The sequence below is a fragment of the Promicromonospora sp. CA-289599 genome (assembly GCF_050936155.1).
GTDB lineage: Bacteria > Actinomycetota > Actinomycetes > Actinomycetales > Cellulomonadaceae > Promicromonospora.
The window spans coordinates 5,794,671-5,816,034 of sequence record NZ_JBNJNI010000001.1 but is presented as its reverse complement, the minus strand read 5'-3'; the positions used below and the strand labels follow the sequence as shown (position 1 = coordinate 5,816,034).

General features: G+C 71.9%; 18 protein-coding genes. 15 read left to right on the top strand and 3 right to left on the bottom strand.

Annotation, left to right across the window (positions count from 1 at the left end):
- Positions 1-205 precede the first annotated feature (205 nt).
- The gene (locus tag ACQEVI_RS25890) at positions 206-1,681 is read left to right on the top strand and encodes a multicopper oxidase family protein (RefSeq protein WP_432906132.1); all 1,476 of its coding nucleotides are present in this window, start codon (positions 206-208) and stop codon (positions 1,679-1,681) included.
- On the opposite strand, the gene ACQEVI_RS25885 is transcribed toward ACQEVI_RS25890, so the two are convergent.
- The gene (locus ACQEVI_RS25885; RefSeq protein WP_432904877.1) at positions 1,669-2,547 is read right to left on the bottom strand and encodes a universal stress protein; all 879 of its coding nucleotides are present in this window, start codon (positions 2,545-2,547) and stop codon (positions 1,669-1,671) included. The genes ACQEVI_RS25890 and ACQEVI_RS25885 overlap by 13 nt on opposite strands.
- Positions 2,548-2,673: 126 nt before the next feature.
- Between ACQEVI_RS25885 and ACQEVI_RS25880 the strand changes: the two genes are divergently transcribed.
- From ACQEVI_RS25880 to ACQEVI_RS25840, 9 genes are all read left to right on the top strand, one after another.
- Positions 2,674-5,406, top strand: a complete 2,733-nt coding sequence (locus ACQEVI_RS25880; RefSeq protein ID WP_432904875.1) for a cation-translocating P-type ATPase — start codon at positions 2,674-2,676, stop codon at positions 5,404-5,406.
- On the top strand, positions 5,403-6,413 hold the full coding sequence (gene adhP / locus ACQEVI_RS25875) for an alcohol dehydrogenase AdhP (RefSeq protein WP_432904872.1): 1,011 nt from the start codon (positions 5,403-5,405) through the stop codon (positions 6,411-6,413). The genes ACQEVI_RS25880 and adhP overlap by 4 nt, the downstream gene beginning before the upstream one ends.
- Positions 6,414-6,473: 60 nt before the next feature.
- A complete protein-coding gene (gene pflB / locus ACQEVI_RS25870; RefSeq protein WP_432906129.1) occupies positions 6,474-8,723 on the top strand; it encodes a formate C-acetyltransferase in 2,250 nt (749 codons plus the stop codon).
- Complete coding sequence (gene pflA, locus ACQEVI_RS25865; RefSeq protein ID WP_432904869.1) at positions 8,723-9,559, top strand: pyruvate formate-lyase-activating protein; 837 nt, start codon at positions 8,723-8,725, stop codon at positions 9,557-9,559. Before pflB ends, pflA begins: the two co-directional genes overlap by 1 nt.
- Positions 9,560-9,670: 111 nt before the next feature.
- Entirely contained in the window at positions 9,671-10,519 is an 849-nt protein-coding gene (locus ACQEVI_RS25860) for a DeoR/GlpR family DNA-binding transcription regulator (RefSeq protein ID WP_432904866.1), read from the top strand.
- A 354-nt stretch (positions 10,520-10,873) separates the two neighbouring features.
- Positions 10,874-12,241: an ABC transporter substrate-binding protein gene (locus tag ACQEVI_RS25855; protein WP_432904863.1), complete on the top strand. Its 1,368-nt coding sequence runs from the start codon at positions 10,874-10,876 to the stop codon at positions 12,239-12,241.
- A 103-nt stretch (positions 12,242-12,344) separates the two neighbouring features.
- Positions 12,345-13,289, top strand: a complete 945-nt coding sequence (locus tag ACQEVI_RS25850) for a carbohydrate ABC transporter permease (RefSeq protein ID WP_432904860.1) — start codon at positions 12,345-12,347, stop codon at positions 13,287-13,289.
- A gap of 26 nt (positions 13,290-13,315) precedes the next feature.
- Positions 13,316-14,104 (top strand): carbohydrate ABC transporter permease, encoded by a 789-nt coding sequence (locus tag ACQEVI_RS25845; RefSeq protein WP_432904857.1) that lies wholly within the window; start codon positions 13,316-13,318, stop codon positions 14,102-14,104.
- Positions 14,101-15,612: a mannitol dehydrogenase family protein gene (locus tag ACQEVI_RS25840; protein ID WP_432904854.1), complete on the top strand. Its 1,512-nt coding sequence runs from the start codon at positions 14,101-14,103 to the stop codon at positions 15,610-15,612. The genes ACQEVI_RS25845 and ACQEVI_RS25840 overlap by 4 nt, the downstream gene beginning before the upstream one ends.
- Before the next feature lie 39 nt (positions 15,613-15,651).
- On the opposite strand, the gene ACQEVI_RS25835 is transcribed toward ACQEVI_RS25840, so the two are convergent.
- Together ACQEVI_RS25835 and ACQEVI_RS25830 are read right to left on the bottom strand one after the other, a co-directional pair.
- Positions 15,652-16,128 carry an HAAS signaling domain-containing protein gene (locus ACQEVI_RS25835; protein WP_432904851.1) on the bottom strand — a complete coding sequence of 159 codons (477 nt, stop codon included), beginning with the start codon at positions 16,126-16,128 and terminating at the stop codon, positions 15,652-15,654.
- Complete coding sequence (locus ACQEVI_RS25830; protein ID WP_432904849.1) at positions 16,128-16,463, bottom strand: PadR family transcriptional regulator; 336 nt, start codon at positions 16,461-16,463, stop codon at positions 16,128-16,130. Before ACQEVI_RS25830 ends, ACQEVI_RS25835 begins: the two co-directional genes overlap by 1 nt.
- A gap of 260 nt (positions 16,464-16,723) precedes the next feature.
- On the opposite strand from ACQEVI_RS25830, the gene ACQEVI_RS25825 reads away from it, so the two are divergent.
- The 5 genes from ACQEVI_RS25825 to ACQEVI_RS25805 are packed head-to-tail and all read left to right on the top strand — an operon-like array spanning position 16,724 to position 21,295.
- On the top strand, positions 16,724-17,281 hold the full coding sequence (locus tag ACQEVI_RS25825) for a small multidrug efflux protein (RefSeq protein ID WP_432904846.1): 558 nt from the start codon (positions 16,724-16,726) through the stop codon (positions 17,279-17,281).
- A complete protein-coding gene (locus ACQEVI_RS25820; RefSeq protein ID WP_432904843.1) occupies positions 17,278-18,222 on the top strand; it encodes a lysostaphin resistance A-like protein in 945 nt (314 codons plus the stop codon). Before ACQEVI_RS25825 ends, ACQEVI_RS25820 begins: the two co-directional genes overlap by 4 nt.
- Positions 18,223-18,231: 9 nt before the next feature.
- Positions 18,232-19,380 carry an SGNH/GDSL hydrolase family protein gene (locus ACQEVI_RS25815; RefSeq protein ID WP_432904840.1) on the top strand — a complete coding sequence of 383 codons (1,149 nt, stop codon included), beginning with the start codon at positions 18,232-18,234 and terminating at the stop codon, positions 19,378-19,380.
- A gap of 38 nt (positions 19,381-19,418) precedes the next feature.
- Positions 19,419-20,570: a sensor histidine kinase gene (locus ACQEVI_RS25810; protein ID WP_432904837.1), complete on the top strand. Its 1,152-nt coding sequence runs from the start codon at positions 19,419-19,421 to the stop codon at positions 20,568-20,570.
- Positions 20,567-21,295: a response regulator transcription factor gene (locus ACQEVI_RS25805; RefSeq protein ID WP_432904835.1), complete on the top strand. Its 729-nt coding sequence runs from the start codon at positions 20,567-20,569 to the stop codon at positions 21,293-21,295. The genes ACQEVI_RS25810 and ACQEVI_RS25805 overlap by 4 nt, the downstream gene beginning before the upstream one ends.
- Positions 21,296-21,364 lie beyond the last annotated feature (69 nt).

The following is a 21,364-nucleotide window of genomic DNA, read 5'->3' as shown; positions in this document are numbered from 1 at the left end:
ACGAGGAGTGACGATGATGTACGGGGACAACGACATGAGCCTGTGGAGCATGCCGTACATGCTTGTCGGCTGTACGCCCATCGGCGCAGCATCCGCCTGCCCGGCGCTACGCCCGCCGGTGAGCGCGACGAGAACGGGTACACCCAGCGTCCGACGCTCCTGAGCCCGACAAAGACACGACGGTGAGGAGAGCTCGTTGACCTCGATGACCCGCCGTACCTTCGTCGCCGGGCTCGCCGGCCTGGCCGGCGCCGCGGCGATCGGTGGCCTGACGGCTTGCACCAGCACCGGTTCGGGGCAGACGTCGGTGGGCCCGCGGTCGGCCGCTGTGGCCGAGGCCGAGCGGGCCCGCTTGGTCGCGGGCCGCTCGACCGTGACCGCCCGGCTGACGCCGCGTCCCGTCACCCTCGATCTCGGTGGCCGAACCGTCGAGACCTGGGCCTACGGGGACGAGGTGCCCGGACCGCTGCTGCGCGCGACGGCGGGCGACCTGCTCGAGGTCACCGTCGACAACCAGCTCCCGACCGACACCAGCGTGCACTGGCACGGTCTCGCGCTGCGCAACGACATGGACGGCGTCCCGCACATCACCCAGGACCCCATCGCCGCCGCCGGGTCGTTCACCTACGAGTTCGTCGCGCCGGACCCGGGGACGTACTTCTACCACCCGCATACCGGCGTGCAGCTCGACCGTGGCCTCTACGGCGTGCTGGTGATCGACGACCCGGCCGAGCCGGGGGCCTATGACGACGAGTGGGTGGTCGTGCTCGACGACTGGGTCGACGGCACCGGCCGGACTCCCGACGACGTCCTCGCGGAGCTGACCGAGAACGGCGGCGGTATGGACCAAGGGTCCATGGGCGGCGGTATGGGCGGTTCGATGAGCTCACCGCTGCTCGGCGGCGCGGGCGACGTCGACTACCCGCACTACCTGGTCAACGGCCGCACCCCGGACGCGCCGTACCAGTTCACCGCCCGGCCGGGGCAGCGGGTCAGGGTCCGGTTCGTGAACGCCGGCACGGACACGGCGTTCCGTGTCGCGGTCGGCGGGCATCGCATGACGGTCACGCACAGCGACGGCTTCCTCGTCACCCCGGTGACCTCCGACGCGCTTCTGATCGGGATGGGTGAGCGCGTCGACGTCACGCTCACCCTCGATGACGGTGTGTTCCCGCTCGTGGCGTCCGCGGAGGGAAAGCAGGGCCAGGGGCGTGCTCTCATCCGGACCGGTGGCGGCGTCTCGCCCGCGGACGCCACGATCTCCGAGCTGAGCCGCCAGGTGCTGCTGGGCACGGATCTGGTCGCCGCGGAGGCCGTGCTTCTCCCGGGCGGTGATGTGGACCGGCGGCACGACGTGGTCCTCGGCGGCTCGATGAGCCGGTACCGGTGGACGATCAACGGCCGCACGTTCCCGGACTCGCGCCCGCTGCCGGTCCGGTCGGGCGAGCGGGTGCGGCTGCGCTTCATCAATCAGACGATGATGTTCCACCCGATGCACCTGCACGGTCACACGTTCGGTCTGGTCGACGGCGGGGCCCGCAAGGACACCGTGATCGTCCGGCCGATGGAGTCGCTCGAGGTCGACCTCGACGCCGACAACCCCGGCCAGTGGGCGCTGCACTGCCACAACATCCTGCACGCCGAGGCCGGGATGATGACCACCCTGTCCTACCGCACCTGACGATGCGCGTGCACCACCACGACCGGGCACGGTGCGGCGCGCAGCACGGCGTCGGGCACGCTGCGCAGCAGGCGGCCGGCGACCGCCGAGCGACGCCGCCCGCCGAGGACCAGGACATCCTCCTGGCTCAGGCCACGGAGCACCGTCGTGATCGGGTCGCCGCGCCGGATCACCACCGTGTAGCTGACCTCCGGGTACTTGTCCGACCACCGGGCCAACCTGTCGGAGAGATCCGTCGTCGTGGCCTCGCGCCACGACGACGCCAGGGGGTCGCCGTCGAGCAGGGCGGACGACATCGGGTCGGTGCCCGTGATGTGCAGCACCTCGAGCGGGCACCCGCGTGCGTCCGCCTCCGTGAACGCCGTGCCCAGGACGTCCGGTTCGTCGACGGGCCCCACTCCGGCCCTGATCCTCCGGGGCACTTCGGTCAGCACGCCGGCCGGCACCACCGCGACCGTGCCGGACACAGCAGCCGACAGCGCTGAGGAGGTGGAACCGAGCAGCGCGCGGTCGAACGCACCGAGTCCGCGTCGCCCCACCACGACGAGATCGTCGACGGTCGACCGCTGGACGAGGACATGGGCGGCGTTACCGGGCAGGACGAGCGTCTCGACGTCCTGTCCTCCGGGCCGCCGCGTGCCGAGCCGTTCCCGGGCGGCGTCGGCCGCGCGGCGTGCGTGCTCGTGTGCGTCCTCGGCGAGGTTGCTCAGGCCCGGGCCTGCTTCCGGCGGCACAGGGTGAGCGGCAATCACCGTCAGACGGGCCCCGTGCAGGTCAGCCGCGTAGGCTGCCCAGCGCAGCGCCGCCATGCTCTCGTGCGAGCCGTCGACCCCGACGATGACGCCTCGGTACCAGGTGCTGTCCATGATCGTCCTCCTTCTCGTACCGCCAGCACAGCAGCCCTCGTGGCCGACACGGCAGTGACTGGTGGCCCCCCTGGGCCGGGACCAAGGTCACTGGTTCACCGGTGGCCGCGACCACAGGCTGATGGCGTGGAGCGAACCGCGTCGGGAGTGACGATGGGGACGGTAGGGACAGGTACGCCGGACGGGGGACGCAGGGGCCTGTCGTCGTCCGACGCGGCTCATCGCCTCCTGGAGCTGGGGCCGAACCTGGTACCGAAGGCTCGGCCACCGTCCCCGGTGCGGCTCCTGCTCGGGCAGCTGCTCCACTTCTTCGCGCTGCTGCTGTGGGCCGCTGCGGTCCTCGCATGGATCGCCGACATGCCCGAGCTCGCGGTCGCCATCGCGGTGGTGGTGATCGTCAACGGCATCTTCGCGTTCCTGCAGGAGTACCGGGCCGACAAGGCCGGCCAGAAGCTGCTCGAGCTCATGCCCGCCCTGGCGACCGTCCTGCGCGACGGGCGCCGCCGGCAGATCCCGGTGGCGGACGTCGTCGTCGGGGATCTGCTTCTCCTGGAGGCCGGCGACGGCATAGCAGCAGACGGCAGCGTGGTCTCGGTGACCGGTCTCGCGCTCGACGAGTCGGCTCTGACCGGCGAGAGCAGCACGACCCATCCATCGCCGGGCGACGACGTCCACGCGGGGACCTATGTGGTCGAGGGCGAGGCAACCGTCGAGGCCACCGCGACAGGAATGGGGACAGAGCTGGCCCACGTCATGGCCCTCACCCGGACCGCGAGCCGTTCCGCGAGCCCGCTCGCGATCCGGCTTCGTCGCGTCGTGCGCATGATCGCCGGGATCGCCATCGCCGTCGGCGCCACGTTCTTCGTCGTCGCCCTCGTGCTCGGCATGCCGGTGTCGGACGGGTTCCTCTTCGCCGTCGGCATCATGGTCGCGCTGGTCCCCGAGGGCTTGCTGCCGACCGTGACCCTCTCCCTGGCCCGGGGCGCGCAGCGGATGGCGACCCGCAACGCGCTCGTGCGCCGCCTCGACTCCGTGGAGACCATGGGCTCCACGACGTTCATCTGCACCGACAAGACCGGCACGCTCACCCGCAACGAGATGTCGGTCGTCGAGGTGTGGACGCCCGAGGGAACCGCGTCCGTCGTCGGGCACGGGTACGCGCCCACCGCTCGCATCGCTGCCGAGGACGATGTGGTTCCGGCTCTCCGCGACGTCGCGCTGGTCGCGGCGCGGTGCTCCACCGGGCGGATGGTCCGCAGCGGTGAGCAGTGGACGGCGCACGGGGACCCGATGGAGGTCGCCCTGCACGTCCTGGCCTTGCGGGCAGGCATCGACGTATCCGCCGAGGAGACGGCGCGGCCGTTGCTGCGGCGACTGCCGTTCGACTCACGCCGCCGTCGTATGTCGGTCGTCGCAGGAGACCAGGTCTACGTCAAGGGCGCACCGGACTCGGTCCTCGCACTCACCTCCGCAGGCGACGACGCCGTCCGTGCCGTGGCCGAGATGGCGGAGCGAGGCCTGCGGGTCCTGGCGATCGCGCGCCGCGCCGCCGCCGTGGCAGATCAGGACGCGTCGATGCCCGATGTGGAGAAGGACCTGGAGCTGCTCGGCCTCGTCGGTCTGGAGGACCCGCCCCGCGACGACGTCCACGCCGCTGTGGCCGCGTGCCGCAGTGCGGGCATCAAGCTCGCCATGGTCACCGGCGACCACATCGGCACGGCGACGGCGATCGCCCGGGAGGTCGGTCTGCTGCGGGACGGGCCGGTCCTCGAAGGCTCCGACCTTCCGGCGGACGACGCCGCGCTCGGTGAGCTGGTCGACCGGGACGGCGTGGTCGTCGCCCGGGTCACACCCGAGGACAAGCTGCGGATCGCTCGCGCGCTCCATGCTCGTGGACACGCGGTCGCCATGACCGGCGACGGGGTCAACGACGGCCCGGCCCTGCGCGAGGCCGACATCGGCATCGCCATGGGCCGCAGCGGCTCCGACGTCGCCCGCGAGGCCGCTGACGTCGTGCTCCTGGACGACAACTTCGCGACCATCGTCGCCGCCGTCGAGCTGGGCCGTGCGGCGTTCGCCAACATCCGCCGGTTCCTGACCTACCACCTGACCGACAATGTCGCCGAGCTCACCCCGTTCCTCTTCTGGGCGCTCAGCGGCGGCGAGATCCCGCTCGCGCTGACCGTGCTGCAGATCCTCGCCCTCGACATCGGCACCGACCTGCTGCCCGCCCTCGCGCTCGGTGCGGAACCGCCCAGCCGCGCGACGATGCGGCAGCGGCCGTCGACCGGCGCGCTGATCGACCGTGGTGTGCTGGGGCGGGTGTTCGGTGTCCTCGGCCCGGCCGAGGCGGCGGTCGAGATGGCGGCCTTCTTCGTGGTCCTCGGACTGGCCGGCTGGACTCTCGGTGCCGAGCCCTCCGGGCAGTCGCTGGCAGCGGCGTCCGGGGCCGCCTTCGCCGCTGTCGTCCTGGGCCAACTCGGCAACGCGTTCGCGTGCCGCAGCGAGTACCGCTGGGTCGGCGCGCTGCGGATGGCGGGTAACCCGATGCTGCTCTGGGCAGTGGGGATCGAGCTCGTCCTGCTCGCCGTGTTCCTGGCGCCCCCGTTGGCCGGCCTGCTCGGCGGCAGCTCGCCACCCGCCGCCGGCTGGGCGGTCGTGCTCGCCGCACCGGTCGTCGTCGTGCTGGCCGATGCCGCTGCCAAGGCCGTTCGAGCACACGGCGGCAGCCCAGGACCTTCTCTGCCGCACGAGGGACCTTCGTCCCTGCCACGCGCGGGCCGTGCGGAGAGATGTTGGAGCTACCGCCACCCAGGCGGTCGCCAGTCCAGCATCACCGCCCGAACGGAGCTGTCATGAGAGCCGCGGTCGTCACCGACTTCACCGCCCCGCTGGAGATCCAGGAGATCCCCGTGCCGGAGCCCGGACCGGGCGAGGTGCTGGTCCGGATCGAGGCCAGCGGGCTGTGCCACACCGACATCCACGCCGCCCACGGCGACTGGCCGGTCAAGCCGACCCCGCCGTTCGTCCCGGGGCACGAGGGTGTGGGCCGCATCGAGAAGCTCGGGCCCGACGTGACGTCCCGTGCTCTCGGCCAGCGAGTAGCCATCGCCTGGCTCGGCAGCGCGTGCGGCGAGTGCCGCTACTGCATCAGCGGCTGGGAGACCCTGTGCGAGCAGCAGGCGAACTCCGGCTACTCCGTCAACGGGGCCTTCGCCGAGTACGCCGTCGTGGCCGCCAAGTTCGCCACGCCTGTGCCCGACGGCGTGTCGCCCGCCGACGCCGCTCCGCTGAGCTGCGCCGGAGTGACCACCTACAAGGCCATCAAGGTCGCGAACGTGGCCCCCGCGGAGACCGTGGTCGTGTTCGGTATCGGTGGGCTGGGCCACCTCGCGCTGCAGTACGCGCGGATCGCCGGTGCCTTCGTCATCGCCGTGGACGTCGAGGACCACAAGCTCGCGCTCGCCACGCGGCTCGGCGCGGACCACGTGGTCAACGCCGCCCGGGAGGACCCGGTCGAGGCCATCCAGCGGCTGGGCGGTGCCGACGTGGCGGTGGCGCTCGCCGCGTCGTCCGCCTCGTTCGACCAGGCCTTCGCGTCGCTGCGGCGTGGTGGCCGGCTGGTCTGCGTGGCGCTGCCCGCCGAGGGCACGATCCAGCTGCCGATCTTCGACACGGTGCTCAAGGGCATCTCGGTGATCGGGTCGATCGTCGGTACGCGGAACGACCTCGCGGACGTGTTCGCGCTGCACGCGGCCGGCCGCACCGAGGTCGTGGCCGTGGAGCGCAAGCTCGACGAGGTCAACGAGTCCATCGCCGAGGTGCTGAGCGGACAGGTGCCCGCCCGCATCGTCTTCGGCTTCTGAGCCCGACTACCACGCAGGAGCGAAACCATGACCACCGTGCACGAGGTGCGGGCCGTACCGATGTCGGGCAGCGAGGCGGACGGTTCCCCGTGGGCCGGTCTCGTCGGCGGACCCTGGCAGGACCAGGTGGACGTGCGCGACTTCATCCAGCGCAACTACACGCCGTACGAGGGCGACGCGAGCTTCCTCGCGGGGCCGACCGCCCGCACCACGCACGTGTGGGACACCGTGAGCGCCCTGTTCCCGGAGGAACGCGCCAAGGGCGTGTACGACGTCGACCCGCACACCCCCGCCGGCATCACCGCCCACGCGCCGGGCTACATCGACCGGGATGCCGAGCTGATCGTCGGGCTGCAGACCGACGCGCCGCTGAGACGCGCGATCATGCCGAACGGCGGCTGGCGGTTGGTCGAGACCTCGCTGGCCACCTACGGCTACGCCGTGGACGAGTCCGTCAAGGAGACGTTCACCAAGTACCGCAAGACCCACAACGAGGGCGTCTTCGACGCGTACTCGCCGGACGTCCGCGCCGCCCGCAGGAGCCACATCATCACCGGCCTGCCGGATGCCTATGGCCGGGGGCGGATCATCGGCGACTACCGCCGGGTGGCCCTGTACGGCGTCGACGCCCTGATCGACGCCAAGAGGGCGGACAAGCTGAGCCTGGACACGCAGCCGTTCAGCGAGAAGGTCGTCCGTGAGCGGGAGGAGCACGCCGAGCAGCTCCGAGCTCTGGGCGAGCTCAAGGAGATGGCCGCCTCCTACGGCTACGACATCTCCGGCCCGGCCAGGACGGCCCGGGAGGCCGTGCAGTGGCTCTACTTCGCGTACCTGGGCGCGGTCAAGGAGCAGAACGGGGCCGCGATGTCGCTGGGTCGCACCTCGACGTTCCTGGACGTGTACCTCCAGCGGGACCTGGCGGCGGGCCGCATCACCGAGGAACAGGCGCAGGAGCTCGTCGACGACCTCGTCATCAAGCTGCGCATCGTGCGCTTCCTGCGGACCCCCGAGTACGACACGCTGTTCTCGGGCGATCCCACCTGGGTCACCGAGACCGTGGGCGGCATGGGCGACGACGGCCGCACCCTGGTCACGAGGACCTCGTTCCGCTACCTGCAGACCCTGTACAACCTGGGCCCCGCTCCCGAGCCCAACCTCACCGTGTTCTGGAGCCAGGACCTGCCCCGCGGGTTCAAGGACTTCTGTGCCCGCGTCTCGATCGACACCAGCGCCCTGCAGTACGAGTCCGACCGGCAGATCCGTGCCGCCTGGGGTGACGACGCGGCGATCGCCTGCTGCGTGTCCCCGATGGCGGTCGGCAAGCAGATGCAGTTCTTCGGCGCTCGCGTGAACCTGGCCAAGACCCTGCTGTACGCCATCAACGGCGGGCGTGACGAGGTCAGCGGCGGACAGGTCACGCCGGCGTTCCCGGCGGTCCCCGCCGGCCGCCCGCTCGAGTACGTCGACGTCCGCCGCCGTCTCGACACGACGATGGAGTGGCTCGCCGCGACCTACGTCGAGGCGCTGAACGTCATCCACTACATGCACGACAAGTACGCGTACGAGCGCCTGGAGATGGCGCTGCACGACCGCGACGTGCTGCGCACGATGGCCTGCGGCATCGCGGGGCTGGCGGTGACGGCGGACTCGCTGAGCGCGATCCGGTACGCCCGCGTCATGCCGGTGTTCGACGAGCGCGGCATCGTGGCCGACTACGAGGTCGAGGGGTCGTTCCCGGCCTACGGGAACGACGACGACCGGGCCGACGCCATCGCCGTCGAGCTCGTCGAGTCCTTCATGGACAAGATCCGTCGCCAGAACACGTACCGGGACGCGCTGCCCACCCAGTCGGTCCTGACGATCACGTCGAACGTCGTCTACGGCAAGGCCACGGGCAACACGCCGGACGGGCGGCGGGCGGGGGAGCCGTTCTCACCGGGCGCCAACCCCATGAACGGGAGGGACACGCACGGCATGCTCGCCTCGGCGCTGTCGGTGGCCAAGCTGCCGTACGACCAGGCGTGGGACGGCATCTCGCTGACCAACACCGTGGTACCGGCCGGTCTTGGACGGACACGCGACGAGCAGGTCGCCAACCTGGCGGGGCTGCTGGACGCGTCGGTGGGGCTGGACGGCTACCACATGAACGTCAACGTGCTGAACCGGGAGACCCTGGAGGACGCCATGGAGCACCCCGAGAACTACCCGCAGCTGACGATCCGGGTCTCCGGGTACGCCGTGAACTTCGTCCGGCTGACGCGCGAGCAGCAGCTCGACGTGCTCAGCAGGACCTTCCACGGGGCGCTGTGATGCCCCTGCGGGCGCCGGCTCGCGTCACCGACCTGTCCCCTCTGCGCTCGCGGCGACTGGCCGCGACGCGGTCCGGTGAGCTGGGCTCGGTGCACTCCTGGGAGCTGGTCACCGCGGTGGACGGCCCGGGGACCCGGCTCACCGTGTTCGTGGCGGGCTGTCCGCTGCGCTGCCTGTACTGCCACAACCCGGACATGCTCGAGATGAAGGACGGCGAGCCCGTCACCGTCGAGCAGGTCCTCGCGCGTGTGCGTCGTTGCCTGCCGACGTTCCGGGCTACCGGTGGCGGTCTGACCCTGTCCGGTGGCGAGGTGCTGATGCAGTCCAGGTTCGCGGCGCGCGTGCTGCGCGGTGCCAAGGAGTTGGGCGTGCACACGGCGCTGGACACCTCCGGGTTCCTCGGCGCCAACCTCACCGACCAGATGCTCGCCGACACCGACCTGGTCCTGCTCGACGTGAAGTCCGGTGACCCGGACACGTACCGCCGGGTCACGGGCGGCGAGCTGGCGCCGACGCTCGCGTTCGGGCAGCGCCTCGCCCGGGCCGGGCTGGCCGGCGGCCACGCTCCCGAGGTCTGGGTCAGGTTCGTCCTGGTCCCCGGCCTGACCGACGACGCGGACAACGTCGAGCGGGTCGCCGCCTACGTGGCCGAGCTCAACGAGATCCGGCCGGGTACCGTCTCGCGGGTCGAGGTGCTGCCCTTCCACCAGATGGGGCGCTACAAGTGGGCCGCGCTCGGGCGTACCTACGAGCTCGAGGGGACCCGGCCGCCGTCGCCCGAGCTGACGGAGCGTGTGCGGAACCAGTTCCGGGCGCAGGGCCTGACGACGTACTGACGGCGTGCCCTGGTCGCGTGCCGGACCGCGGGTGCCGCCGGGGGCCGGTTCCGCAACGCGGCCGCAGTTGGCAGACTCAGGCCAGGAACTCGCACGACGAGAGGCTTGATCATGGCGATCGACACGCCCGCCGGAACCGGGCCGGTGCGCCCGGAACCGGGCGTGGCGCAGGAACGCGTGGCGCCCGCGACCAGTCCTGGGCGGCAGGCGTCGCGGTCCGAGGAGCTGCTCGCCCTGGTGCGTCGCCGCGGGCGCATCGAGGTCAGCGAGTCCGCCCGCGTGCTGTCGGTCTCGCAGGAGACGGTGCGCCGTGAGCTGCGCAAGCTTGAGGCGCAGGGCCTGGTCCGGCGCAGCTACGGGCTCGCGTTCCCGGTCGAGACGAGCTCGTTCGAGTCTGCGCTCTCGCAGCGGCAGGAGAGCTTCCCCGAGGAGAAGGCCCGGATAGCCGCCGAGGTGGCGCGGCGGCTGGGGGAGGCGCAGACGATCTTCGTCGACGAGGGGTTCCAGCCGCTGCTCGCCGCGCGGGCCCTGCCGCGGGACCGCGAGCTGACCGTGGTCACGTCGTCCCTGCCGGTCGCGACGGAGCTCTCGGCCCGGGCGAACGTGCAGATCATCATCATCGGCGGCCGGGTGCGCGGCAAGACGCTCGGCGTCGTCGACGGCACGGCGGTGGACATGCTGCGCACCTTCCGCCTCGACCTCGGGCTGATCGGCGCGAACGGGGTGACCGTCGAGGACGGGCTGACGACGCCCGACCCGGCGGTCGCGCGCGTCAAGGCGGCGGCGGTCCAGGTGAGCAGGCGCCGGATCTTCATCGGGGCGCACCACAAGTTCGGCGTCACGAGCTTCGTGCGCTTCGCCGGGCTCCACGACTTCGAGGCGATGATCACCGGCACGGAGCTCGGCTCGGCGCGCGCGCGTGCCTTCCACGCGGCTGGTGCGGAGATCGTCCAGGTCTGACGAGCGTCCCGCGGCGTGACCGATCCGCCCGCCGGGACGTACCAGTTCGTGCCCGGTCCGGGATGCGTTTTCCGGGGGCGGACGCGGGCCGCGAACGGTGCGGAACCGCCCATCTTGTCGGCCCCGGCGCCCGTGCGGGCCCCCGTGCGCGGCCGGGAGGATCCGGCGTGCGGGGCCGTGACGCGCCGCGTCTGTGCTATTCCACAGCCCCGGTGAACGTTTCGGAGACGCCGTCGTTGACCGCCCTAGCGGCCCCGCCCACTATGTGCGGATCCGCGTCCCCGGGACGCGACACCGAACTCACGACAACGAACTCACGACGACGTGACGAGAAGGGCCGAGGCAATGATGCTCATGAGGACTGCGCGCCGAAGGGTCGCGCCCGCAGGGGCCGCGGCCGCCGCGCTGGCACTGGTGCTGACCGCGTGCGCCGGGGCCGGAGGCGGCGGCAACGGCGGTGCCGCCGGCGAGGACGGCGGGACGGTCGAGCTGACGCTCGCGACCGTGAACAACCCGCAGATGAAGGACATGGAGGAGCTCAAGTCCGCGTTCGAGGCGGACCACCCGGACATCAAGGTCAACTTCGTCCAGATGGAGGAGAACGACCTGCGTGACGCCGTCACCAAGGACGTCGCCACCGACGGCGGCCAGTACGACATCGTCACGGTCGGCTCCTACGAGGTGCCGATCTGGGCGGACAACGGCTGGCTCACGGACCTGACGGGCGACCTCGAGTCGGACGCGGACTACGACGTCGACGACCTGTTCGAGCCCGTGAAGAAGGCGCTGACGGTCGACGACTCGCTCTACGCGGTCCCGTTCTACGGCGAGTCGTCGATGCTCATGTACAACAAGGAGCTGCTCGACGAGGCCGGGCTCACGGTCCCAGAGCACCCGACGTGGCAGGAGGTCGCGGACATCGCCCGGGAGATCGACTCGGACACGGTCGACGGCATCTGCCTGCGCGGCAAGCCCGGCTGGGGCGAGCTCTTCGCACCCCTGACGACGGTCGTGCAGACGTTCGGCGGCAGCTGGTACGACGCCGAGTGGAACGCCCAGGTCGACTCCCCGGAGTTCGAGGAGGCCGTCCAGTTCTACGTGGACCTCGTCGAGGACGCCGGGGAGGCGGACCCCGTGTCCACCGGCTTCACCGAGTGCCTGAACAACGTGAGCCAGGGCCGGTCCGCCATGTGGGTGGACGCGACGGTGGCCGCGGGCCTGCTCGAGGACCCCGAGTCGTCGCAGGTCGCGGGCAAGATGGGCTACGCGCACGCACCGGTGGTCGAGACCGAGGAGTCCGGCTGGCTGTGGTCCTGGAACCTCGCGATCCCGGAGACCACCCAGAACCGTGCGGAAGCGATCGAGTTCGTCAAGTGGGCCACGAGCAAGGAGTACCACCAGCTCGTCGGCACCGAGCTCGGCTGGAGCCGGGTGCCCCCGGGCGCGCGCAACTCCACCTACGAGATCCCGGAGTACGAGGAGGCCGCCGCGGCCTTCGCGCCCATCACACGGGACATCATGCTCGCGGTGAACCCGGAGCAGCCGGGCGTGGCGCCCCAGTCGTGGACCGGGATCCAGTACGTCACCATCCCGGAGTTCCAGGACCTCGGCAACCAGGTCTCGCAGGACCTGGCGGAGGTCTTCGCCGGACGCAGCGAGCTCGGTCCCGTGCTGGAGCGCGGCCAGGAGCTCGCCCAGGAAGCGGGCGACGCCCAGAAGTAGCCGGTCCCGGGCGCGGGGAGCACGGCTCCCCGCGCCCGGCCCCGCCGTCGTCCACCTGCCCGCCGCGCTGCGGGCACCTGTTCGCGAGCCCCAGGAGGGCCAGATGACCACTCTCATGAGCGCCCCGACGACGAGGCGCCCCCGGCGGCCGGCGCCGCCCGGGGGATCGGGCAGGAGGCGCAGCCTGGCCGTGTCGCGCGCCATGCTGTGGCCCGCGCTGGCCACCTCGATCGTGCTGACGCAGATCCCCTTCGTCATGACGATCTACTACTCCCTGCAGAGCTGGAACCTGCTGCGCCCGGGCGACCGCGGGTTCGCGGGCCTCGACAACTACGTGCACGTGCTGCGCGACGGCTCGTTCCTGTCCTCGCTCGGGGCGACCGTCGCGGTGACCGGCACCTCCGTGGTGCTCTCCACGCTGCTCGGCCTGCTCTTCGCCGTGCTGCTCGACCGCAACTTCGTCGGGCGCGGCGTGGCCCGCACGCTGATGATCACCCCGTTCCTCGTCATGCCCGCGGCCGCCGCCCTCGTGTGGAAGTGGTCGATCCTCGACGCCGCCACCGGCATGGCCAACTGGGGACTCGGCCTGGTCGGGCTGCCGCCCGTCGCATGGAACACCGAGGTGCCGATCGTCACGATCATCCTGGTGCTCACCTGGCAGTACACGCCGTTCGCGATGCTCATCCTCCTGGCCGGCCTCCAGGCGCAGAACAAGGACGTGCTCGAGGCGGCCGCCGTCGACGGCGCCGGCCCGCTGCGCACCTTCGGCTGGATCACGCTGCCCCACCTGCGCCAGTACGTCGAGATCGCGGTGCTGCTCGCGTCGATCATGCTGCTGCAGGTCTTCGACCCGATCGCCATCATGACCCGCGGCACCGGCGGCACCAAGACACTGTCCTACCTGCTCTACGAGCGGGCGTTCATCGGCCTGGAGGTCGGCGAGGCCGCCGCGTACGGCGTGATGACCGTGCTCGTCACGATCGTCGTCGCCTCGGTCGCCCTGCGGACCCTCTTCAAGGTCTTCTCCACGGAAGGAATCGCACGATGACGTCGTCGCGTCTACGCGGATCCCTGGTGACCGCGGCCACCTGGGTGCTCGTGCTCGCCTTCTTCTTCCCCGTGGCCTGGATGGTGTTCACGGCGTTCAAGCCGGAGAGCCAGGCCGCCACCGTGCCGCCCACCTTCGCGCCCGACTTCACGCTCGACCAGTTCCGGGCCGTCTTCGGCCGCGACATGATGCCGTACCTGATCAACTCGTTCAGCGCGAGCGTCGGCTCCACGCTCCTGGTGCTCGTGCTGGCCGTTCCCGCCGCCTACGCGCTGAGCATCCGGCCCGTCGTCAACGTGCGTGACGCGCTGTTCTTCTTCATCTCGACCCGCTTCATGCCGGTCGCCGCCTCGATCATCCCCGTCTACCTGCTGCTGCAGTCCGTGGGCGGGCTCGACAACATCACCTGGCTGACCATCCTGTACATCGGCGTGAACCTGCCGATCGCGGTCTGGATGATGCGGTCCTTCCTCGTCGAGGTGCCCCGCGAGCTCATCGAGGCGGCACAGCTCGACGGCGCCCGCCTCGGCACCGAGATCTTCCGCGTCGTGCTGCCCATCGTGATGCCCGGCGTCGCCGCGGCCGGCCTGATCTGCTTCATCTTCGCGTGGAACGAGTTCTTCCTCGCGAACCTCCTGACCGCCCAGACCGCCCGCACCACCCCGCCGTTCCTGACCAGCTTCGTCGACGGCCGCGGCCAGTTCCTCGCCGTCCTGTCCGCGGCCGCGACCGTCGCGATCGTGCCGGTGGTGCTCGCCGGCTGGATCGCGCAGAAGCAGCTCGTCCGCGGCCTCGCGATGGGAGCCATCAAATGACCCTGGACCTCGGCCTCCGGCTCCGCACGGCCCCGGACGGCGCCCGCGTCAGCCTGCCCCCGTACGACCGCACCGGCATCCAGGTCGGCATCGTCCACCTCGGCGTCGGCGGCTTCCACCGCGCGCACCAGGCGCTCGCGGTCGACGAGCTGCTGCGCCACGGCGAGGCCCGTGAGTGGGGTATCTGCGGCGTCGGCCTGCTGCCCGGTGACGCCGTGATGCGTGACGTGCTGCGGGCGCAGGACGGCCTGTACACGCTCGTGACCAAGCATGCGGACGGCCGGCTCGACGCCCGCGTCATCGGCAGCCTGGTCGAGTACCTGTTCGCGCCGGACGCCCCGGAGGCCGTGCTGGCGCGGCTCACCGACCCCGCGACCCGCATCGTCTCCCTCACCATCACCGAGGGCGGCTACAACTTCGACCAGGTCACCGGCGAGTTCGACGCGACGGCGCCCGGCGTCGTCGCCGACGCCCGGCCCGGGGCGGTGCCGACCACCGTGTTCGGCTACGTGGTGGAGGCCCTGGCCCGGCGACGGGCCGCGGGAGTGCCGCCCTTCGCCGTGATGTCCTGCGACAACGTCCAGGGCAACGGTGAGAAGGCGCGCACCGTCTTCTCCGCGTTCGCGGCGCTGCGCGACCCGGACCTGGGCGCGTGGGTGCACGACGCCGTCGCGTTCCCGAGCTCGATGGTGGACCGCATCACGCCCGTGACCACCGACGAGGACCGCGCCCTCGTCCGTGAGCGGTTCGGTGTCCAGGACCGCTGGCCCGTGGTCGCCGAGCCGTTCTTCCAGTGGGTGCTCGAGGACCGGTTCCCGCTCGGCCGGCCCGCGTTCGAGGACGCCGGGGTCCAGCTGGTGCAGGACGTCGAGCCGTACGAGCTCATGAAGCTGCGGCTGCTCAACGCGAGCCACCAGGCGATCGCCTACCTCGGGTGGCTGAGCGGCTACCGGTACGCGCACGAGGCGGTCGCGGACCCGGTGCTGGCGGCGTTCGTGCGCGGCTTCATGGACCACGAGGCGACGCCGACGCTGCGGCCGGTGCCTGGCGTCGACCTCGACGAGTACAAGGCGACGCTCGTCGAGCGCTTCGGGAACCCCGCCGTGCGGGACACCCTCGCGCGGCTCTGCGCCGAGACGTCGGACCGGATCCCGAAGTGGCTCGTGCCCGTCGTGCGCGAGCAGCTCCGTTCGGGCGGCGAGATCGCCCGGTCGGCCGCGGTGATCGCGAGCTGGGCGCGCTACGCCGAGGGCGTCGACGAGCGGGGCGAGCCCATCGACGTCGTCGACCGGCTCGCCGGCGAGCTCGTGCCGCTCGCCCGGTCCCAGCGGGACGACCCGGTCGCGTTCCTGCGCAACCCGGCGTTGTTCGGGTCGCTCGTCGACGAACCGCGCTTCGTGGAGGCCTACCTCGAAGCGCTCGCCTCGCTGCACCGGGTGGGGGCGCACGCGACCCTGGTCGAGCTGTTCGGCGACGGCCCCGGGCGTGGTGACCACCTGCGCACCTGAGCCTGCTGAGCAGCCGGTCACGCGTACCGGTGTCTCGATCTACGCGTCGAACACAAGGTTCAACGTGTGCATCAGGAGGAGAAAGATGCCGCCGAGGGTCGGGAGGGCGCCGAGCACCACGGTGAGCCACTGCAGGGCGCGGTTGCCGACGCGAGCGCGCAGACGCACGATCGCCCACACGAGGGCGACCGGGGACAGCGGCCAGACCACGACGGCGAGCACGACCAGCACCACGTCGACGGCCTCGGTCGTTCCCGCCGTACCGACGGGTGCTGGGGCGACGGGCGCCGGCGCGGGGGTCACCTCGGCCGCGATGGTCTCCACGGGGCCCAGGTCGTCGAGCACGCGACGGGCCGCCTCGTCGTCGCTGCCGTACCGCGCGAGCAGCTCGGCGGAGTGCTCGCGCACCGCCGCCACGGTCTCGGCGCGTTCGCGCGGGTCCGCGGCGGTCAGGGCGCGGTCCAGGTCGGCGAGGTAGGCCTCGACCAGAGGCGGGTAGTCGGGCGTTGCGGTCATCAGGACTCCAGGGTCGTGCGGACGTCGGTCGTGAAGCGGGACCAGGTGGCGGTGAAGGTCTCCAGCGCCGCCCGGCCCTCGTCGGTGATCTCGTAGTAACGGCGCGGAGGGCCTACCGGGGACGCAACCTGGGTCGTGGTGACCCAGCCCTGCTGGCGCAGACGCGACAGCAGCGGGTAGAGCGTGCCCTCGCTGGTCAGCAGGGAGCTGTTGGCACCGAGCCGCTCGGCGAGCTCGAGCCCGTAGGCGGGTGCCGAACGCAGGCAGGCCAGGACGCAGTACTCCACGACTCCCTTGCGGAACTGCGTCAGGACCATGTCCGAGGTCGGTATCATGCGGTACACGATAGCAGGTACCCTGCGTAACAAGGTAGCCGCCCCGCGAGGAGCCCCGTCGTGCTGAGGCACCAGACCGATCTGGTGGTGGTAGCGCACCTGCTTCCGGGGGCGTGACACATGTCATGGGTGGGGTGTGCGGAGCATCCGGAAGGCGGTGACAGTCCGGCACTTCTGGGCGGAGCTCGCGAGCGGTGGACTGGAGTCAGCACCGGGGCCACCCCGACGCCCACCGCCGGCCACCACCGCAGGAGCACCCCATGGACCTCGTCGAAACCCTCCAGAACCTCCTCGGGCAGGTGCCCGAGCTCGTCCAGCCGCTGATCGTCGCGGTCGCCGGCGCCATCCCCTTCATCGAGGGCGAGGGCGGCGTCGCGATCGGCATCCTCGGCGGCATCAACCCGGTCGTCGCCGCCATCGCCGCGATGGCCGGCAACTTCCTCGTCGTGACCGCCCTGGTGCTGCTCGGCTCCGGCGCGCGCAACGCCGTCGTGACCCGGCACCGCGAAAAGGTCCTGGCCCACGCCGGCGCCCCGGCCCGCGCCGGGTCCACGCTGGAGGTACCGCCGGGCGCGAGGACCGAAGACGCGCGCAGCGACGCGCGCCGCGCGAAGTTCCAGCGCGCCTACGAGCGCTACGGCGTCCCCGGCGTGAGCCTGCTCGGCCCGCTCCTGCTGCCCACGCACTTCACGGCCACCATGCTCGCCGCCTCCGGCGTCGGCAAGACCCGCATCCTGATCTGGCAGGCCATCGCCATCATCGCCTGGACCACCCTCACCGCCCTCATCATCAGCGGCGTCCTCGGGGCCGTCCGATGAGCCGCTGGACCGCTCTGCCCAGGCCGGTGCCTGAAGGTGTGCCGTACCACCTGGCGCTCGCGGGCGACAAGCGCCGCATCGGGCGCGGCATCCTGGCGATCGTGCTGCTGCACGCCGGACTGGTGGGCTTCGGCGCCGCCTTCGCCCAGCTCGGCGGTCAGATCGACCTCCTGCTCGGGCGGGACGGCGTCGTGACGGGCGGCACCGGGCTCACGCCGGTCACCATGGCCGCCACGTTCGCGTCCACGGCGCTGCTGATCCCCTGGAGCATGCTCATCCAGCGCTGGCTGTACGGGGTGCGGGGCGCCTCGCTGCACTCCGTGCTCCAGGTGTTCCGGCCCGCGGTCCTCGGCCGGGCGGTCCTGTTCCTGGTGCCGGTCTGGGCGGTCTACATGACGGTGCTCGCCGTCCTGGAGCCCTCGGCGCCGGGGGACTGGGTGCCGGCGGACCTGCTGTTCATGTTCGCGGTCTCGCTCGTCGTCGTGCCGCTGCAGAGCGCGGGTGAGGAGTACGGCTACCGCGGGCTGATCTTCCGCGTCGCCGCGAGCTGGGGCCGCGGCCCACGTTCCGCGCTCGCCCTGGGTGTCGTGGTCTCGGCGGTGCTGTTCGCCACGATCCACCTCTCCACGGACCTCTGGCTCAACCTCCAGTTCCTGGCGGTCGGCGTCGCGTTCGCGCTCATCACCTGGCGCACGGGCGGCGTCGAGACGGCGGTGGTGCTGCACGCCGCCAACAACGTCTTCGGGTTCCTGCTCGCGCTGGTGCTGCACGCGGACCTCTTCACCGCGACGGACCGCTCGTCCGGTGCGGGCTCGGTCGCCTTCCTGATCCCGGTCGCCCTGCTGGCGGTCATCACCTCGGTGGTCTGGTACCGGACCCGGCACGACGGACCGCCGGCTGACCGACGAGGTGGAACTATTCAAGGAAATCAGTCGAGGTAGAGGAGCACCATGCTCAGCACGCCCCTGACCGCGCAGTTCCTGCACGGCACCGCCGAGCTCGAACGCACCGCGCGCGGCCTGCGTCCCCATCGGCTCCCGGGCTGGGTGCGGGAACGGTTCCCGGACCCGCAGCTGCTGATGGTGGAGGGTCAGCCGTCGGGCGTCCGCGTGGTGCTGACCACCAGCGCCCGCACCGTCTCGCTCGTGAGCCACCCCCTGCGGGTGGCCTACCGCGGCGCCGACCGCCCGCGGGGCGCCGTCGACCTGGTGCTCGACGGCGAGCCCGTCGCCAGCAGCGTGCTCGACGGCGGCGACCTGATCGAGGCCGACCTGGAGACGGGCGCCACCGAGTTCCGTCCCGGCCTGCCGCACACCACCACGTTCGACGGGCTGCCCGCGGGCGACAAGCTGGTCGAGCTCTGGCTGCCCCACAACGAGTCGGTCGAGCTCGTCGAGCTCCGTTCCGACGCGCCCGTCGCTCCCGTGGAGCCGACGCGTCGCCTCTGGCTCCACCACGGCAGCTCCATCAGCCACGGGTCGAACGCGAGCACGCCCACCCAGATCTGGCCGGCCGTCGCCGCGCGTCTCGGCGACGTCGACCTGCGCAACCTCGGGTTCGGCGGCAGCGCCCTGGTCGACCCGTTCCTCGCCCGCGTCATCCGCGACACGCCCGCCGACCTGATCAGCGTCAAGCTCGGCATCAACGTCGTCAACCTCGACGGGATGCGGCTGCGCACCTTCGTGCCGGCGGTGCACGGCTTTCTCGACACGATCCGCGACGGCCACCCGACGACCCCGCTCGTGCTGGCCTCGCCGATCTTCTGCGGCATCCACGAGGACACGCCGGGGCCGGGCGCCGTCGATCCGGACGCGCTCGGGACCGGGCAGCTCCGGTTCGTCGCCACCGGTCGCAGCGAGGAGCAGCAGCAGGGCAAGCTCACCCTCCGAGTGATCCGCGACGCGCTGGCCGCCGTGGTCGAACGCCGCGGCGACCCGAACCTGCACCACCTCGACGGCACCACGCTCTACGGCGCGGACGACGCCGTCGAACACCCGCTGCCCGACGCCCTGCACCCGGACACCGCCACCCACCGGCTGATCGGCGAACGGTTCGCCCGGTACGCGTTCGCCGGAACGGGGCCGTTCACGAGCTCGTGAGCCCGGACACGGTCGCGACACCGACCTCAGGAGGCGACGTGGGCACAGCCGTGCGCCGGCGGCTGGTCGACTGCGTGATGATCGCGGTGGCCGCCGCGCTGGGGCTGGTCACGGCGGTTCTCCAGGCGAGCGAGCCGGGAGCGGTCCCGGCGTGGGCCGTGTACACGGACTGGGCCCCGGGGCTGCTCGGCTGCGTCGCGCTGTGGTGGCGGCGCCGGTTCCCGCTGGTGATCGGTGTCGCCCTCACCGCCTCGAGCTCGTTCTCGGAGACGGTCGCCGGGGCGGCGATCATCGCGCTGTTCACCGTGGCGGTGCACCGCTCGGCCCGGGCCACGGCGGCGGTGTGCACGGTCAGCCTGGCGGCCGTCAGCACGTACCAGCTGCTGTGGCCCGTCGCCGAGGTCCCGCCGGTCACGGTGTTCGTCATCATCGGGCTGGGACATCTCGCCACCGTCGCGTGGGGGCTCTCCGTGCGTCACCGCCGGGCGCTGATCGCGTCCCTGCGGGAGCGGGCCATGGCGGCCGAGGTCGAGGCGCGGCTCCGTGCAGAGCGCTCCGAGCGCGAGGCCCGCGAGGCCCTCGCGCGGGAGATGCACGACGTCCTCGGGCACCGCCTGTCGCTGCTCAGCGTCCACGCGGGCGCCCTCGCCTACTCGCGCGGCGCGCCCGCCGCGGACGTGGCGCGGGCGGCCGAGGTGGTCCGCGAGAACGCGCACCGCGCCCTGCAGGACCTCCGCGAGGTGATCGGGGTGCTCCGGGCGCCCGTGGGCGAGCTGCCGCTACCTGCCGTCGCGGACGTCCTGGAGCTGGTCGACGAGGCCCGTACGGCCGGGACGTCGGTCGAGCTGCGGGACGAGGCCGGAGTGACCACCGGCGACCGGACCCTCCCGGACACCCAGGGCCGCACGCTCTACCGCCTGGTGCAGGAAGGGCTGACCAACGTGCGCAAGCACGCGGCGGGCACGTCGGTCGTCGTGCGGATCGCCGGACGGCCCGGCGACCAGGTGCTGGCCGAGGTGGTGAACGGTCCGCCGGACGGCCCGCCGTCGTACCCCGCCCGCCCGGCCGGTCCCGGCGCGGGGCTGCGCGGCCTGGGGGAGCGCGCCCGGATCGTGGACGGGCGTCTCGACCACGGCCCGACCGGGTCGGGCGGCTGGCGGGTCCGGCTGCGCCTACCCTGGCCGTCGTGACTCCTCTCGTGCCCGCCGACGACAGGCCGACCATCGACGTGCTGGTCGCCGACGACGACCCGGTCGTCCGCTTCGGGCTGAGGATGATGCTGAGCGGCGCCCCCGACCTGCGCGTCGTCGCGGAAGCGAGCGACGGCGCCGAAGCGGTGGAGCTGGCCCGACGCCACAGCCCCGACGTCGTCCTGATGGACATCCGGATGCCCGGCACCGACGGGCTCACCGCCACCGAGACGCTGCGGAGGCGGCCGGACGCCCCGCAGGTCATGATGCTCACCACCTTCGACGCCGACACCCACGTCCTGCGTGCGCTCCGTGCCGGGGCAGCCGGCTACCTCCTCAAGGACACCCCGCCGGACGAGCTCGTCGTCGCGATCAGGCAGGCGGCCCAGGGGCGGCCGGTGCTGTCGCCGGAGGTCACGAAGCGGCTGATCGCCCGGGTCGCGGAGCCGGGGCAGAGCACGCGCCGAGCCACGGCCCGTCGTCGCCTCGGCGCGCTCAGCGAGCGGGAACGCGTGATCGCCGTCGAGATCGGGACAGGGCGCTCCAACGCCGAGATCGCGGCGCGCCAGCACCTCGGCCTGACCACGGTCAAGTCCCACGCGTCGGCGATCCTCACCAAGCTCGACCTCAACAACCGGGTGCAGATCGCCCTGCTCGTGCACGACGCCGAGCTCGAACGACCAGATCAGCCCGAACGACCGGATCAGCCCGAACGACCGGAGTGAGCGTCCTCCGCGACACCGTTCCTCCTTTGGTGGGGAGACTCCGACCCATCGGCGGAGGCGCACGCCGGG

Bases quoted from the DNA above. Each gene is read 5' to 3' on its own strand.
- ACQEVI_RS25890 (WP_432906132.1), top strand. From the start codon at position 206: ATGACCCGCCGTACCTTCGTCGCCGGGCTCGCCGGCCTGGCCGGCGCC.
- ACQEVI_RS25885 (WP_432904877.1), bottom strand. From the start codon at position 2,547: ATGGACAGCACCTGGTACCGAGGCGTCATCGTCGGGGTCGACGGCTCG.
- adhP (WP_432904872.1), top strand. From the start codon at position 5,403: ATGAGAGCCGCGGTCGTCACCGACTTCACCGCCCCGCTGGAGATCCAG.
- pflB (WP_432906129.1), top strand. From the start codon at position 6,474: ATGTCGGGCAGCGAGGCGGACGGTTCCCCGTGGGCCGGTCTCGTCGGC.
- pflA (WP_432904869.1), top strand. From the start codon at position 8,723: ATGCCCCTGCGGGCGCCGGCTCGCGTCACCGACCTGTCCCCTCTGCGC.
- ACQEVI_RS25860 (WP_432904866.1), top strand. From the start codon at position 9,671: ATGGCGATCGACACGCCCGCCGGAACCGGGCCGGTGCGCCCGGAACCG.
- ACQEVI_RS25855 (WP_432904863.1), top strand. From the start codon at position 10,874: ATGAGGACTGCGCGCCGAAGGGTCGCGCCCGCAGGGGCCGCGGCCGCC.
- ACQEVI_RS25850 (WP_432904860.1), top strand. From the start codon at position 12,345: ATGACCACTCTCATGAGCGCCCCGACGACGAGGCGCCCCCGGCGGCCG.
- ACQEVI_RS25840 (WP_432904854.1), top strand. From the start codon at position 14,101: ATGACCCTGGACCTCGGCCTCCGGCTCCGCACGGCCCCGGACGGCGCC.
- ACQEVI_RS25835 (WP_432904851.1), bottom strand. From the start codon at position 16,128: ATGACCGCAACGCCCGACTACCCGCCTCTGGTCGAGGCCTACCTCGCC.
- ACQEVI_RS25830 (WP_432904849.1), bottom strand. From the start codon at position 16,463: ATGATACCGACCTCGGACATGGTCCTGACGCAGTTCCGCAAGGGAGTC.
- ACQEVI_RS25825 (WP_432904846.1), top strand. From the start codon at position 16,724: ATGGACCTCGTCGAAACCCTCCAGAACCTCCTCGGGCAGGTGCCCGAG.
- ACQEVI_RS25820 (WP_432904843.1), top strand. From the start codon at position 17,278: ATGAGCCGCTGGACCGCTCTGCCCAGGCCGGTGCCTGAAGGTGTGCCG.
- ACQEVI_RS25815 (WP_432904840.1), top strand. From the start codon at position 18,232: ATGCTCAGCACGCCCCTGACCGCGCAGTTCCTGCACGGCACCGCCGAG.